Origin of the sequence: Marinobacter sp. LV10R520-4, from assembly GCF_002563815.1 — a bacterium.
GTDB lineage: Bacteria > Pseudomonadota > Gammaproteobacteria > Pseudomonadales > Oleiphilaceae > Marinobacter.
This window is the reverse complement of sequence record NZ_PDJM01000001.1, coordinates 3,875,026-3,888,695: the sequence shown is the minus strand read 5'-3', so window position 1 is coordinate 3,888,695 and position 13,670 is coordinate 3,875,026. Positions and strand designations below refer to the sequence as shown.

At 50.1% G+C, this 13,670-nt stretch carries 15 protein-coding genes and 1 tRNA gene; 7 read left to right on the top strand and 9 right to left on the bottom strand.

The window, feature by feature from the left end; translation table 11 throughout:
• Window positions 1–6: 6 nt before the first annotated feature.
• From ATG98_RS18830 to ATG98_RS18800, 7 genes are all read right to left on the bottom strand, one after another.
• Window positions 7–1,404 (bottom strand): hypothetical protein, encoded by a 1,398-nt coding sequence (locus ATG98_RS18830; protein WP_179888218.1) that lies wholly within the window; start codon window positions 1,402–1,404, stop codon window positions 7–9.
• Window positions 1,401–1,757 carry a hypothetical protein gene (locus tag ATG98_RS18825; protein ID WP_098424080.1) on the bottom strand — a complete coding sequence of 119 codons (357 nt, stop codon included), beginning with the start codon at window positions 1,755–1,757 and terminating at the stop codon, window positions 1,401–1,403. Before ATG98_RS18825 ends, ATG98_RS18830 begins: the two co-directional genes overlap by 4 nt.
• A 423-nt stretch (window positions 1,758–2,180) precedes the next feature.
• Entirely contained in the window at window positions 2,181–4,313 is a 2,133-nt protein-coding gene (locus tag ATG98_RS18820; RefSeq protein WP_218925898.1) for a DUF3987 domain-containing protein, read from the bottom strand.
• Entirely contained in the window at window positions 4,301–4,528 is a 228-nt protein-coding gene (locus tag ATG98_RS18815; RefSeq protein ID WP_098424079.1) for a hypothetical protein, read from the bottom strand. The genes ATG98_RS18820 and ATG98_RS18815 overlap by 13 nt, the downstream gene beginning before the upstream one ends.
• 3 nt (window positions 4,529–4,531) lie before the next feature.
• Entirely contained in the window at window positions 4,532–4,792 is a 261-nt protein-coding gene (locus ATG98_RS18810) for a helix-turn-helix transcriptional regulator (protein ID WP_228706209.1), read from the bottom strand.
• A 77-nt stretch (window positions 4,793–4,869) separates the two neighbouring features.
• Window positions 4,870–5,316 carry a hypothetical protein gene (locus ATG98_RS18805; RefSeq protein ID WP_098424078.1) on the bottom strand — a complete coding sequence of 149 codons (447 nt, stop codon included), beginning with the start codon at window positions 5,314–5,316 and terminating at the stop codon, window positions 4,870–4,872.
• Window positions 5,313–6,614, bottom strand: a complete 1,302-nt coding sequence (locus ATG98_RS18800) for an integrase family protein (RefSeq protein WP_098424077.1) — start codon at window positions 6,612–6,614, stop codon at window positions 5,313–5,315. The genes ATG98_RS18805 and ATG98_RS18800 overlap by 4 nt, the downstream gene beginning before the upstream one ends.
• A gap of 125 nt (window positions 6,615–6,739) precedes the next feature.
• On the opposite strand from ATG98_RS18800, the gene ATG98_RS21940 reads away from it, so the two are divergent.
• The 3 genes from ATG98_RS21940 to ATG98_RS18790 all read left to right on the top strand — a co-directional run bounded on the left by ATG98_RS21940 (window position 6,740) and on the right by ATG98_RS18790 (window position 9,432).
• A tRNA-Leu gene (locus ATG98_RS21940) sits at window positions 6,740–6,818 on the top strand.
• Window positions 6,819–7,060: 242 nt separating this feature from the next.
• Window positions 7,061–8,338 (top strand): hypothetical protein, encoded by a 1,278-nt coding sequence (locus ATG98_RS18795; RefSeq protein WP_218925897.1) that lies wholly within the window; start codon window positions 7,061–7,063, stop codon window positions 8,336–8,338.
• On the top strand, window positions 8,338–9,432 hold the full coding sequence (locus ATG98_RS18790; RefSeq protein WP_098424076.1) for a hypothetical protein: 1,095 nt from the start codon (window positions 8,338–8,340) through the stop codon (window positions 9,430–9,432). Before ATG98_RS18795 ends, ATG98_RS18790 begins: the two co-directional genes overlap by 1 nt.
• Before the next feature lie 133 nt (window positions 9,433–9,565).
• On the opposite strand, the gene ATG98_RS18785 is transcribed toward ATG98_RS18790, so the two are convergent.
• Window positions 9,566–10,063: a hypothetical protein gene (locus ATG98_RS18785; protein WP_098424075.1), complete on the bottom strand. Its 498-nt coding sequence runs from the start codon at window positions 10,061–10,063 to the stop codon at window positions 9,566–9,568.
• 6 nt (window positions 10,064–10,069) lie between these two features.
• The gene (locus ATG98_RS18780) at window positions 10,070–10,543 is read right to left on the bottom strand and encodes a hypothetical protein (RefSeq protein ID WP_098424074.1); all 474 of its coding nucleotides are present in this window, start codon (window positions 10,541–10,543) and stop codon (window positions 10,070–10,072) included.
• Window positions 10,544–10,734: 191 nt separating this feature from the next.
• Here ATG98_RS18780 and ATG98_RS18775 point away from each other — a divergent pair, with 191 nt between their 5' ends.
• The 4 genes from ATG98_RS18775 (at window position 10,735) to ATG98_RS18760 (ending at window position 13,510) form a co-directional block, all read left to right on the top strand.
• Window positions 10,735–11,769: a threonine aldolase family protein gene (locus tag ATG98_RS18775; protein WP_228706286.1), complete on the top strand. Its 1,035-nt coding sequence runs from the start codon at window positions 10,735–10,737 to the stop codon at window positions 11,767–11,769.
• A gap of 121 nt (window positions 11,770–11,890) precedes the next feature.
• Complete coding sequence (locus ATG98_RS18770) at window positions 11,891–12,220, top strand: DHCW motif cupin fold protein (protein WP_098418526.1); 330 nt, start codon at window positions 11,891–11,893, stop codon at window positions 12,218–12,220.
• A 434-nt stretch (window positions 12,221–12,654) separates the two neighbouring features.
• On the top strand, window positions 12,655–12,981 hold the full coding sequence (locus ATG98_RS18765) for an antibiotic biosynthesis monooxygenase family protein (protein WP_098424072.1): 327 nt from the start codon (window positions 12,655–12,657) through the stop codon (window positions 12,979–12,981).
• 121 nt (window positions 12,982–13,102) lie between these two features.
• Window positions 13,103–13,510: an MAPEG family protein gene (locus ATG98_RS18760; protein ID WP_098418524.1), complete on the top strand. Its 408-nt coding sequence runs from the start codon at window positions 13,103–13,105 to the stop codon at window positions 13,508–13,510.
• Window positions 13,511–13,670 lie beyond the last annotated feature (160 nt).

Here is a 13,670-nt window from a genome sequence, read left to right as displayed (position 1 = left end):
AATGCCTCATAATTGAAAACTGATTTTCAGGTCGTTTGGCCCCCACGGCGTACCGTGCCCGATAGACAGAACACAGACACCTGCAACGGCGTTTGCTACGTCATCGTGACCACCTGGGCCATGGTCTATTGAGTCCCGGCCACCTCTGGCGGTGCGGCGTTCGAGTCCCAAAAATTCGCTTTTCAGTTGGTTGTTCGGGGGCAGTTCCACGCGGCCAGAATTAATAAGCGGGAGCATATCGCGGTAAAGGTCGGATTTAGGCTTGCCCGCTCGGTGATAGGTAATGCCGCGTTTCTGGAATTGTTCGCGGGGCCATTCGCCTGCGTATGCGTCCCCATAGACCTCATAAAGCCGGTATTGCTTGAGCAATTCCGAGAACTCCTCCACTACGGCTTCGGGGCTGAATGGCGGCTTGATAGCCCTCACAACGTCCACCACACAACAGCGATCCTCTACGTGTGCAATGGAAAGGGTGAAGGCGTCAGCAGAGCCTCCAGAGGGGTCAACAAACGCTTTATATCGGGTGTCGTAGTCGGGCGCGATCTCTAGCCAGTCTGGGCGTGTGCAAGCGTCCAGCGCCTCCATAGAAACGAATGATTCAACGTCCGTGCGGAACTGAGCAAGGTATTCAGCCCCGGCGGCAATCGGATCCTCTGCCAATGCCTCATCAACGATATGGCGGGGCAAGGTCGGGTTCATTAGCAGGGTCGGTGCCTGGGCAACCAATACCCGCGAATCTTTGCCAAAGTGGCGGCGGTAGTTGTGCCACAACACACCACGGCGGGCGTATGGCGAACTGAGGGCGATCAGCTTACCGCCTAACGTGGCCAGTGAAGGCCGCAGGGCCGAAAGGATCTCGGTGTCTGGGCTTGCTCCCTCTGAATACCAGAACGCTATTTCGTCCAGAATGGCAGCCGCAACGGTATAGCCGCGAATGCCGCGATGGGTTGCGGTCATGATCTCAATACAGCAGCGGTTTGTTAGTTCGATAGACTCCGGGCCATCCTTCACCACCAGCCGGGACAGCATCGGGTTATCAATCAGCAGGCCGCGTATGTAACGCATAACCGTGCGGGCCTGTTTTCTATCGGCGGCAACTACCATTACGGTTGCAACTTCGCCCGGTGCTAGGTTCGCCCGGTGGTCATTGAATACAGCCTCATACACGGCCAGCAGGGCGGCTATGTATGACTTGCCACCACGTCTACCGATAGCCAGCCAAAGCTCGTTAGCGGCCTCTGAGGGCGGCTCACGCTGCGTTAGGGTATGGAAGGTTTCAGCGCCTTGTTCATCTTGTTGCAGGCCATAGAAGCCGGACAGCAGGGAGCGCCAATTGGCCCAGCTATCCCCGGAGAAATGCTCCCCGAACAGTTCAGGATCGTTCATTGCTTCAATGATGTTCATTGTTTGGCACCCTTACCGGCTAGATACTGGGCAAGGTCTGGCACATCACGGGCAACGCGATCTAATCCCAGTTTGCTGAGTATGCCTTGCAGGCTGTTGGCGGCTTGCGTCCACTTGCCCACGTCAAAATCAGATCCACCGGCAAGCGCCTGTTCCTGTTGTGACAACCAAAACTCCAACCATAGCGCCCTCTCAACTAGGCTGCGTTGTGCATAGCTCAAACGCTCCACACCACCAAGGTCATTAGTGAAGCTGGCGTAACGCTCCCGCATAACCTGGGCAATGGCCGTTCGCCCGTCTAGCTCTGAAAGCCATCCGGCGTTGAACTTGTTTGGCGGTGTCTTGTGGGTCATATATGCGCTGTATATCTTGGATAAATGGTCTGTATATGCTCTGTATGATGCACCTATTGATGCACAGTATATCAACGAGTGAACAAAACCTATATATAACAAGGCTTTGAAATAGACACACGGGGGACATAATATCCCTATGCCGTATTGTTTCAGTGCGGATTCAGCAGGGTAGGGGCGTTTATATTACAAAAATCTATGGCCAGATAGATCGTTATAGCTTTGGGGTATAAACCGGGTTCGAGCGTTCATTCTTAGCCGGTCTGTGTGTTTGATGTCGACAATGTCGTATGCGCGCCCGTGATAAAAAATCAAACCCTTGTTCTTCCCTTATAATTACCGACTTTTTCTAATTCTGTTACGCGCGCGTATACGACAACGTCGACACGGCACTAAAAAACCGGGACACAGCCCGGCTAGAGTTTACTGTTTAAGGTCTGCCATCATGGCGGTGACTTCCTTTCGCCGTTCTCGTTCTCGGTCTGCCTGTTCTGCAAATCGGGCGTGAATGCCTGGGTTTACTCGATAGGCGGCGGGCTTGCCTTTCTCGTTCAAGTTGAGCGGCTCGGGTATGATCCATCCGAACGCCTCTAAACGGTCTAGGGTTTCTTCCAGCTCCCACGGTTTCAGCTTACGACTGGCCCGCCAATTACGGTTCAGGTCGCGTTTAACGGTGAATCTCGCCCATTCATGGGCCAGGATCAAGGCGGCAAGCTCGCGGGCGGTATCCTCTATAGGGTCTAGCCCTTGGTAGAAGGCTACGGCATGGGGTAGCAGCGTTCGCCACATCAGGTCAGATACACGGTGTGCGGTTTCGCCTGATACCTCACGAAAACACGGGTACTCATGGTCGGTTGCAGCTTCTACGCAATGGAACGTCAGCAGCAGTCGGGCAAACAGCCCATTCCACTTGCCTAGTGCGGCTGCAAGAAACTTGTTCGGGTGGTTTATAGTTAGTTTATGCAACTTTATGTCGAGGGCTTCGCGCACTTTGTGAGCATCCTCTGATAATGTCACCAGCGGATCACCCACGGCCACGGTTCCCGCCAGTTGCTCCATTACGGCGGTGTATCGTTCGCGCGCTTCAAGATCCGGGCGGCGGTCGACACCTAGCCGGGCTTCCCCTGCTTTCACCAGGATAAACCGTTGTAACATCCCATCGTGGTTGGTGCTTTGTGCATACGCCTGAACGACGCTTGGCTGAATACCGCCGATAACGCAGGCGCTCCAGTTCTCAACAAACAATGAACCACGGGCAATGCGGTCTATGGCCTTCGGCCCGCCGTTGTATGCTTCCAACCATGCGGCTTTGTCCTTACCGCCAGCGCCGTTTTTGTAAGCATCCATTGAAGCCAGCCAGCCGCTCAACTCATCTTGATAGCTGAGCATCCCGCGCGGTTCTGACTTGCTCATAATGTCGCCCATTTTTTCAACGGTGGCATCATTCAAAATCAGCCGCTTTCCGATAGGGGCGGGCGGTTCTTCCTCACCTTTCGGGGTATCGTCGCAGGCTTTCAACCACTCGGCGTTGGCTTGGTTGGTTTCATCGCGCCATTTCTGGTCAATCTTGAACAGCGGGGCCATAGCCTTGGTAATGCCTGGGGATTTCTTCGCGCTTGGGTCTCCAATAATGCCCACCCATAGCCGGGCGTTTTCACGCCAGCCTGTGTCGTGTCTTTTGGGCTGTATTTCGATACGGTCATCAATGCAAGCGGCTGCGGCTCCAATGGCTGCCAGCGCGATCACAGCAGGGTCTACGCCTATCAATTCGGCTTGATCCCGCGCGTAACTGGCTATTGCAGGCGGTAGCAAATCCAAAGGGAAGGGCGGCGGGGTCAGGTTGTCGAATAGATCCACGGCAAGGGCTTCGGCGGGTTCTTTTACTGGCTTCACTTCTACCGCCAACTGTTTGCGCACTGAGTCCGGCCCCTCGGCTTGGTACACATCGCTCCAATCCTTGTGAATGGTTGGGTGTGTCCACTTACAGCCGCTGGCTTTGCCTGCTCGCTTGCCAGCGTCGTCATTATCAACGGCCACCAGAATGCTAGGGTTTAACGGCTGTATAGCCTCCACAATTCTGCGGATATTGCCTTCACCTACACCACAGGCCACGGGTTCGCCTGTTGCCTCGTGGATTCGGTAGCCATCGGCAAGGCCAGCGCAGATGATAACGGTCGATCCCATAGTCGTTAGGTCGGAAGGGTAAAAACCAATGGGCGTGAACGTGCCTGATACCGTGCTGCCTTTCTCGGTGAACTTGTCGTTTGGCTTGTCGCCAGCATTGAAAGTAATCCGCTCCGACAAGATCCGTTCAAAACCCTGAGTGATTCCGTCAACGTCCAGCAGTTCACGGAACACGGCAGGCCCGCGAAAATTGCCAAGGGTCGTTGGCCTGATCTCTACCTTACATTTACAGGCCGCTTGCAGGTCATCCAGGTCAATACCCTTGCGCTCTAGGTACGGGTGCGGCGTAGTGTTATAATTAACCCGTAACTTATCGAATGCGCCCCCGCTTGCCTGCCCAGCTTCGGGGGTTTCTCGTTTTACGCCATCCATGATTTCCCCTCCAGCGCCATCAGCCGATGAATCAAATCTGCGTCCACTCCTACGCGCTCTGCAATTAGCGTCGTGGCCCTTCGCTGGTCGAACCAATGCGGCAAGGCGTTGGCTATCTTTGCCATATGGGTGATTTCTTCAACGGTGCTGAGCGGGCGCAACTCGCCTACACCAGCGCGGGCTACAAAGTCTGAATAGCTGATAATTTGGCTCATGCTTTACGCCTCCCCTGAACAGGTGCGGGCGCTTTCTTCGATCCATGCCAGAACATCATCAGCGCGGTAGCGAACATGGCGGCCCAGCTTTACGAAACGGGGGCCATCACCAGCCCAGCGGGCGCGTTCACACCATGCGGTAGACTTACCAAGGTATGCGGCCAAAACTTTCTGATCCCATAGTTGGGGCAGCGTGACGGTGTGTGAAGCGGGAAGGGTGCCGCCGTTAGATTGCGCGGCTTGTAAAGAAGTGGTGTTTTGCATGATATGGCCTCATTCGGGTTTGAATAAGGCCATGTTCTGGGTTTCATCATTGGGGGCGCGTAACAACAAAAAGAGGCTTATTTATTCACAATTGACCACGGTTTCAGGTCTGTCGTTGTTAGCTCAAAAGCCTTGATTGCTATCCTTGCCTCTCGGTTGTTGTTACGTATTAATAGCAGCAAAATATTGGAACAACGCCAAAGATCATTAGTATCAATTCTGGGTCTCGTTTTCTCGCAGAAGGCCGCCCACGTTTTTGAGAAACTGGCTCCTGTTATTTCGGCCTTGACCTTACATGCTAGGTTTAAGAGCCATAAAAGCCTATCCGCCGCCGGGTCTTGGGGTCTGCCGCGAGTCTCCTGTTCTGGCGCGGCTAGCAGCAACATAGCGCGAAAGTGCAGATCTGTTAGCTTCTCAATAGGCAGATTGTCTGCCATGGCTACCCGAATAAGGCTGCGGGCGTATTCCGGTTTCTTGAGTTCCAGTGCGTTCTCGAGTAATAGGCGCAGGGTGTTTTCGTTCATGCGCTCGCCTCCCTGTTAAACGGGATAACCTGGGCGGTTGGCTCCGGCTCACCTTCTACCATGCGTTGCAGCTTTTGCAGCGCGTCTAGTTTTTCCTCTAGGTAATCATCATGCTCATAATTGCGGGCCTGAACGCCACCTAATCCGTGACTGGCTAAATAGCCACGTATCCAGCGGGGGACTTTGTACGGGTCTTTGCCTAGCCGGGTTTCAATGGTTGCTCGGATGGTGCCAGCGGTAAAGGTTCCCTTTTCCAGTTCCCCGGCCTTGTCCATATCTTTGCGGATTCGGTTCACCAGATCATTCAGGTAAAGATCATGGGCGGGCTTTATGCCACCGTCACAACTGAACATATATTCACCAGCGCCGGTTATGCGATCAATACAGGCGACCACCTCCGGCATTAGGGGGATCTTGTGCTGGTATGGCGTGGTTCTGCGGCCCTTGTAGTCCTGTATGGTCATGGTCAAATCTTCCCGGTCTATGTCATTCAGGGTGACGCGGGATAGCTGCTTAATGCGTTGTCCGCCGGTTAGAACGTGAATCATGCCAAGGGAGCGGCCCGGCTCTGGCTGCTCTTTTAGGCGCTTCCAATACGCTTGAAACTCCGAAAGGGAAAGGGCGCGTGTTCTAGCCTGGCTGGAGCCTTCCACCTTCACCATATCGCGGGCAGGATTCATCTTAATATTCATGTTTCGCAACTTGGCCGGGGCGTTTACGTTGCCGCGCGCTTTGATTGCTTCGGTAAAGGCTGAGCGGATATAAGAGCGGATCTTGTCGGCTTGGCGTAGCTTGCCCTGATCCCTAATAGTCGCAACGATTTTCACGCAATCATCTAGGTCTATTTCAATGGCGCGTTTATTCCACAGCTTCCGCTGCTTTTTCTCAACGTCTGCGGTTATCTGGTTTTGCACATTCCGGGCTGATTTCTTGCCTTTGGATTCCAGCAGATCCACATAGCCGGTCAGCATATCGCCAAACGTGGCGGCGTCTGCGGCCTTGCGTTCGGGGCGGGGGTCTATGCCGTTGGCTAGGTCTGCGTTGATCTCTTTTGCACGTTTACGGCCTGCTTCGGCGCTGGCTGCTACGCCTGAATAGCGACCAATAGTTACGCGGATCACTTCGCCATTGAAGCGGGCCTGAAAAAACAGGGTCTTGCCGCCGTTCGGCATTATGCGGACACCATAGCCCTGTATTGCGGTATCCCAAACAATGCGGCGCTTTCCGTCTGTCGCTTCCATGCGGTCTAGGTTGGTTTTGTTTAGCGTTTGCTTGGTTGGCTTTTTGGTATCGGTCATGGTGTCCCTCGTGCATCTCTGGTGCATCAGTGGTGCATCACTTCAATTCAAAATTACGTGATACACAATAGGGACTATTATGATCTAAGCGGTTGAAAATTCAAAGCTCTTAATGCTCAACGGGGATTGTTCAAGCTCAAACAAAAGGACTTAAAATCTCTCGACCTCACGGTCGTGCCGGTTCGATTCCGGCTCGGAGCACCATATAAATCAACAGGTTAAGGTTTTTTCACTTCGCCTAGCTCGATATTTTTTTTGTGTAGACGCTATGTAGGCACTTTAAAGCGGATTGATGCTTGCCTAGAGCTGCCGTCAACACTACCCTCGGCGATAAATGCAGACTTTTTCGCTGATACATCAGAATTTTCGAGTGGTTGAAAGTTAAAGTCAGCACAGTCAACCCAAAAGAATTTTTCTGACTCATCTGCCGCCAAGGACGATTTTCTATGCTGAAAGGCAAGCAATTAATTGAACTTTCTTATGATATACAGTCCGGTCTTGGTAATACCGATGTACCTGATTTTGATACCCTCAGAATCATGGGCATGGCCACAACTCTAGCTATTCATTTTAGAGGTCTAGCAGAAATCGATTACGAAATTCTTCGCAGAGTCAGCGACCATTACTTTGGCATTCATTCATCTGAGCTCAGAGCATGCCTCGAAATTCTTGCTGAAATTGAATATGTAAAGCTCGTAACTAAGAGCACGAAGATTGAAAGCATAATTCCTGATATTCCTAGGTTTCAAGACATATATGACGGTGTTGGTGACCGTTTTAACTTCTCGGATTTAAATGAACATGAACAGGGCACTTTGTTGATTTTATCGGAGCTACAAAAAAAACCAGAAAACAGAGATCGACTAATTGCGAAGACTGGAATTGATAGCCCTCTTATGAGTCGATGTATAGACATTGGCACTACAGGTAATTATTTTAAACAATTTCGCACGCGTGGTCGCGATGTGATAGCAAGTCCATTTTATTTCGCTGACAATTTAGATCAGCTTGTTGATATTTCTGTCAAGTCAGGTGCCGATGATATCGCGTTTGTTGTCGATGTTATTAAGAAAAACCAAGGTTGGCCGTTGTCCATGATTGAAACAAATCTCGCCCTAGGAGGGCAGAAATTAACCTCTGTTCAAAAATCGTTATTGGTTCAACTATGCACAGAGGGTGTACTCAAGCCTCCATCAATAAAGTTTGCCAATAAGGTGGAGTCGTTTGTCTTTACCCCTCGCCCGGGTGGCGAAAGATTAGACTCCATTAACCGTGAGATATATGAGAGAGCTATGGCTCTTGTCTCCTGCGTCCGTAAAGGGCAACTTTTGGCAGAGTCATACCGCATCAAGAATCCTCTAGCTATTCTGTCGGCTTTGAAGGATCGGGGCTACCTAGGCGCAAACTCTGAAGCACAAAATCAGTATAAGAACCTTGTTTCAATGCGCGTTGGTAAGTTCCGCCATGCGTCTGGCAATAAGTATCAGTTTCATCTTATAAAAACCGACGAGAACAAAGCTGCATTAAATTTAGCAATTGATTTGTTGAGCACTGGAGAAACAAAAAACTTGGATTTGAATCAAGAAGCCCGGATAGCACTGTCAAAGGATGATAGCTATATACAATCAATCCTATCGTCGGTGGAGCTTAAGAAACGAAAATCCGTCGGTGCAGATGCAGAAGCGGCTGAGCAATTTGATCAGCTTATTATGGAGCTCCACTAATGGCAGCTTTAGATAAAGACTTGTACCAAAAGGAGTCGGCAGTTCGTTTTTGCCTTATTAATGGGTTGATACCGTTTCTCGAAGTGGATGTTCTCAATTTCCGTGAGCTATCAGAAACAGAGACCGTCATCACAGATTTTGACGTGTTGGGGGTCAAAATAGAGCCAACAGGTCAGCCTCAAAAGATTCTTTTTGACTGTAAAACATCAAAAGTAAGCCCAATAAATCGTGCATTCTGGGCCTCTGGTTTAATGCAGTATGCGGGTTGTGATGAAGCTTTTGTTTTGTTAAGGAGGAAAGCATCTGAGGCTCACCGTTTGTCGGCGAAGACTATAAATGTTCATCTCTTTGACGACAGCCAGTTTTCCAATTACGCTGAGTCGTGCTCAATAGACTTTAATGTTGATTACTGTTATTCAACAAAAATCGATAATTGGGTTTCGCTTTTTAATGCAAAAGTTGGCAATAATCATTTTGAACAATGTTTCAAAATAAGCAATATTAACGTGCCGCTTGAAAAAGATGTTACTAAAGTTTTGAGACAGCTTATTACCGCATTCCAAAAATCTAGGGGAGAGTTTGATCCAGCGAAATCAAAGCATAGAGCGATTTTCTATCATGCAACTTCAAGCTTTGCATTTCTCATGGCCCAGATTATCCACGACCTCCGGAATGTTGTTGATTTTGATGCGGAGCTTGATGACTTTGAACGCGTTGTGAGATTTTATATATGGGGAGGAAGGGATAGCCTACGGCTTCGTAATAAGCTCAAATCCGCATTTGCCTCTCAGAATAAAAGCTTGCCTCAGGAAGAGGCCGAATTTAATGGATGGCCAATGTTCGTTGAATTGTGTAGGAGTCTTCTCGATTCACCAGCGGACATACAAAAGTGTGTCAATCCGCTTCGTGAGTTGGCAATGAGATCTGTTACTCCAATAGATGAGAAAAAAGATGCTCATTTATCCAGTTTAATTGCTAGCAATAAAAGAATACGGCAGTTTTCCATGAGTTTAGTTCGCTACTTTGTTACGGCTACCAAGCTCCCAAGTGAGTTTATTTCTGATCTAGACAAAGCTTTCGATGACCTGAGATAGCGATCATCAAGAAGCGTGCATACTTTTATTGATATTATTCCAAGCGATCAAATTGTACAGTGGAGTAGCTTTGGATCAGACAGGCCTCGATATTTGACGCTGATCATTACTAATCATCGTCGAGACGCTCATTTTACCCATGTTGGTGGTGCGTACAGTGAGTGCTTGGTAGCATGGGCAGCGAAGTTCCAGGCGGCTCATCAAAGATAAGCAATGAAACGTCGTAACTGAACCTCTCATCGGGCGGTTCGGTTCCTGAGCCGACATCGGCTATCTTGAGTTCACCCGAATCTACTTGCTGGTACCAAGCAGCAAAATCTTCCGCACTAGCATGCAGTCGCGACTCATTCCTTCGAAATAACTGATTCTGTCGCCATTGCTTCAGCCATAGGCTTTCCTGCGGTCGTTTTGACCACCCATGACGCTGCGCCCAAGCTATGAACCGGTCTTTCTGCTCTTCGTTTTTAAATACAGCGCCATACTTGCTTATTCTTGGGAGAAGTTCGATCTCACGTCGTACCTTTCCTAGTGTTTTACCTATGGCCTGGCGTTCGCCTCCTTGTGCAGCCAGAATCTGGACTTTTTTCCCGGCTTTTATGGTTATGTCTCCGCCATTCAGTTTCTTTTTCAAAAACTCTCACATTGTGATCTTAGGGCCGTGTTTGGTTTGCCACTTCTCGTGTGCTTCGGCTAAGAGCCAGCCCATGAGGCCGACCTGGTGCCGTTCGCATTCAATCCAGCTAGGCGCTCTGGCTCTGGCGCTTATGCCGTAACGGTTGCCTCTGATGTTTCCCTGGTCCGTTTTGCCTTGTGCTTTGCTTAGGTAGCCAGCGGCCTTTGCTACATAGGCTCCGGCTTTTTGTGGGTCTTTAATTTTTTCCAGGCGGGCGAAACCGTGGCCCCATAACGCCTCAATCCGCGACGCCCAAGCTGCAAAATGCTTGAACGGCACCTGCCATTTCATCATCAGGTAAATGTGTGGGTTTTCTCCCAGCACTTCGCCGGTTTCCTGGTCTATGGTGTCAGGGCTTTCAGCTACCCACAAATAGGCCAGCGGCTCTGCTGTAAAGCGTATGGGCGTATATGAGGTAATGCTGATTTCAAAGTACACACGACCATAACGCCGTTTCTATGCCGGTCGATGATTCGCAAAGAGCTTTTATAGGGACAATTGGTTTACCCTTGTAGCACATCATTAGCTTGCTTGGTTAGCGCGTCAGGCGTTGGCGTTACTGGCGTAATGGCCAGAACCGTGTAACGTAAAGGGCTGTCCGCTAACCGGACCATGATTTCAGGAGCGTAATTGTGTCTCAGTTTGAGCAGTTTGCCAGCGACAATTACAGTGGTATTTGCCCGCAGGCCTGGGCCGCCATGGCCGAGGCCAACCGGGCGGACGAGCCAGCCTATGGTGAGGACGTCTGGACTCAGCGGGCCTCTGATGGCCTGCGCACGCTTTTTGATACCGACTGCGATGTCTACTTCGTCTTTAACGGCACCGCCGCCAACTCGCTGGCGCTGGCCTCTATCGGCCAGTCGTTCCACAGTGTGATCTGCCATGAGATGGCGCACATCGAGACAGACGAGTGCGGTGGGCCGGAGTATGCGTCCAATGGTGCCAAATTGTTGCTGGGGCATGGGCCCGATGGCAAGCTGACGCCAGCAAGTATCGAGCAGCTGGTGACCAAGCGCAGTGACATCCACTTTCCCAAACCCAAAGCCCTGAGCCTCACCCAGGCGACGGAGCTGGGTACCGTTTACACGCCCGGGGAGCTCCTTGCCATCCGGGCCGTGGCCGATCGCCATAAACTCAGTATTCATATGGATGGCGCCCGCTTTGCCAATGCGGTGGCGGCGCTGGAGGTACATCCTTCGGAGATCACCTGGAAGGTGGGCGTCGATGTGCTGTGTTTCTCCGGCACCAAGAACGGCCTGGCGCTGGGTGAAGCGGTTGTGTTCTTCAACCGGCAACTGGCGGAAGATTTCGAGTGGCGATGCAAGCAGGCCGGACAGCTGGCTTCGAAAATGCGCTTTATCTCCGCGCCTTGGTGCGGTTTGCTGGCGGGAAATGTCTGGCTGGACAACGCCCGCCATGCCAATGCCTGTGCAAAAAGACTAGCCGATGGGCTGGCGGGGCTGCCGGGAGTTGAGCTGCGCTACCCGCGCCAAGTGAACGGTGTGTTCGTGGCGTTGCCGGAATTGGTCCAGACTGCGCTCCGCGCCAAGGGTTGGCGGTTCTATAATTTTATTGGTGGCTGCTCCCGTCTGGTCTGTTCCTGGTCCACCACCGAGGCCCAGGTGGACAAGTTCCTGGCGGACTTGCGCGCACTGGTGTTATAAATCCGCCCCGCTCCTCACCGGCTCAGGTGCTTTCATCCTGCCATGTGAAGCGCGGGACGCTTCTGTCCCGAAACGCCTCAGGCGGTGACTGTTGTTCCTCCTTCATGAAGGAGGAACAACCTTGAACATCACGGATTTACCTTTTGGAGTCACTGACTGGTCTGACGTTGAGAAGACCGAGCACTCGGGAGAGCACGGTTCGGCTTACTGGAGAACCCGAAATTTTGGCGATATCCGAGTGCGTATGGTCGAGTATAGTCCAGGCTATTTGGCCGATCATTGGTGTGCGAAGGGGCACATACTTCTCTGTCTAGAAGGGGAACTTCATACCGAACTGGAGGACGGTCGCCGTTTTGTACTCAGCCCTGGTTCGAGCTATCAGGTCGCAGACAATGCAGAGCTTCACCGTTCATCGACAGAGCAGGGGGCCAAGCTGTTCGTTGTCGACTAAACTCACATAACCAGGCCATCATTGATGCCAAAACCTGCGCTTGTCTGTTTCATTTTTCATGAGGTATTTGTTGTTAATTCGTTTGTTGAGTACTACGACAAGACAGGTAACCGGCAAGCGCTAGCATGGTGGATTCATGACAATGTATCTAGGAAGTTTCTGCGTAGCATCAAAACATAGCCCGATCAGTTACGGCAACGGCTTCTCCATCGCGATACAAGGTTGCCGCTAAGCTAAGCGTTGAGGCTGTAAAAAAAGGTCGAAGGCGATAATCGATCTGAAATTGTTAATAAACGATCTAAAAATAGCGCCTATTCTTAAAATCTGGAGGACTTATCATCGAAAGCACACCCAGATTTTACGTAGTAGCGTCATCAAAAAGTCTCGAGGGTTTTTCTACAGCCTCGTTACAACGCAAGGGAGAGCACTGAATCATGATCGCCAGGGAATGGAAGTGTCGGGTACCTGAGTGCCATAGCGCAGGGTTTACTGCTTATCTGTACGAAACCGGCATCAAGGACTCTTCCTCAACACCGGGCTTTCTCGGTGCTCAGATTTTTCGCCACACTCTGGCCCACAAAGTTGAACTTACTCTCATCACATATTGGGAAAAGCTCGAATCAATCAAGACCTTTTCTGGCAACGATATTTCGCGGGCACGCTTGTACCCTAAAGATGAGATTTATGAGCTTGAGCCTGACCTTTCGGTAAAGCATTATGAGGTCATCGAGCATCAGTTTTCGGTAGAACAGTGGCGGTAAACGGGTGCAATTGCTTTTTAATCAGTCATTCAAATTCGTTACCGACTTAGCGGACGCCCAAATGGGGCGCCGCTTGATTTTGACGTTATGTTTTTATTCAACTGAAGGAGTTTATCCATAAATGGAAATTATTTACCCAATGTTTGCACTTGTAGTTCTTACATTTTTTATTGGATTTAGTACGGGAATATCTCGCTTAATTAGTGCGAAAAAAGGATTAGTGGATCGCAGGTATTTTAAGTTATTCTCTGGATATACTCCACCCGATAACATAGTTAAACTAGGTCGTAATTTTTCAAATTTACTTGAAGTTCCAATTTTGTTTTATGCGGTTGGTATTATCCTGCTAACTTTAGATATTAACAACAAAATAATGCTAGGTTTTGCTTGGGCTTTTGTTGCCTTTCGTATAATTCACTCAGTTATTCATGTTACATATAACAATCCAATTCATAGGTTTTTGGCATTTTTGTTATCAAGTAGCATTGTACTAGTCATGTGGGTGCAGTTGGTGATAATTATCAGCTAAACAAAATAACAAGAAATTAAACAGGAACAAAGTAAAGTTGACTGTCTTCACTTCGTTCAACATTTTAGCCAACATTATTAACGGGCGGTGGTTTAGTCTTTCCAGCATTTCAATTATTTAAGGCAACTGTTGAGCCGGATGTATCTAAAATTGAAGAGAA

What these genes read in the sequence shown, in the direction of transcription:
- ATG98_RS18830 (WP_179888218.1), bottom strand. Translation starts at nt 1,404, where the DNA reads ATGAACATCATTGAAGCAATGAACGATCCTGAACTGTTCGGGGAGCAT.
- ATG98_RS18825 (WP_098424080.1), bottom strand. Translation starts at nt 1,757, where the DNA reads ATGACCCACAAGACACCGCCAAACAAGTTCAACGCCGGATGGCTTTCA.
- ATG98_RS18820 (WP_218925898.1), bottom strand. Translation starts at nt 4,313, where the DNA reads ATGGATGGCGTAAAACGAGAAACCCCCGAAGCTGGGCAGGCAAGCGGG.
- ATG98_RS18815 (WP_098424079.1), bottom strand. Translation starts at nt 4,528, where the DNA reads ATGAGCCAAATTATCAGCTATTCAGACTTTGTAGCCCGCGCTGGTGTA.
- ATG98_RS18810 (WP_228706209.1), bottom strand. Translation starts at nt 4,792, where the DNA reads ATGCAAAACACCACTTCTTTACAAGCCGCGCAATCTAACGGCGGCACC.
- ATG98_RS18805 (WP_098424078.1), bottom strand. Translation starts at nt 5,316, where the DNA reads ATGAACGAAAACACCCTGCGCCTATTACTCGAGAACGCACTGGAACTC.
- ATG98_RS18800 (WP_098424077.1), bottom strand. Translation starts at nt 6,614, where the DNA reads ATGACCGATACCAAAAAGCCAACCAAGCAAACGCTAAACAAAACCAAC.
- ATG98_RS18795 (WP_218925897.1), top strand. Translation starts at nt 7,061, where the DNA reads ATGCTGAAAGGCAAGCAATTAATTGAACTTTCTTATGATATACAGTCC.
- ATG98_RS18790 (WP_098424076.1), top strand. Translation starts at nt 8,338, where the DNA reads ATGGCAGCTTTAGATAAAGACTTGTACCAAAAGGAGTCGGCAGTTCGT.
- ATG98_RS18765 (WP_098424072.1), top strand. Translation starts at nt 12,655, where the DNA reads ATGATCGCCAGGGAATGGAAGTGTCGGGTACCTGAGTGCCATAGCGCA.
- ATG98_RS18760 (WP_098418524.1), top strand. Translation starts at nt 13,103, where the DNA reads ATGGAAATTATTTACCCAATGTTTGCACTTGTAGTTCTTACATTTTTT.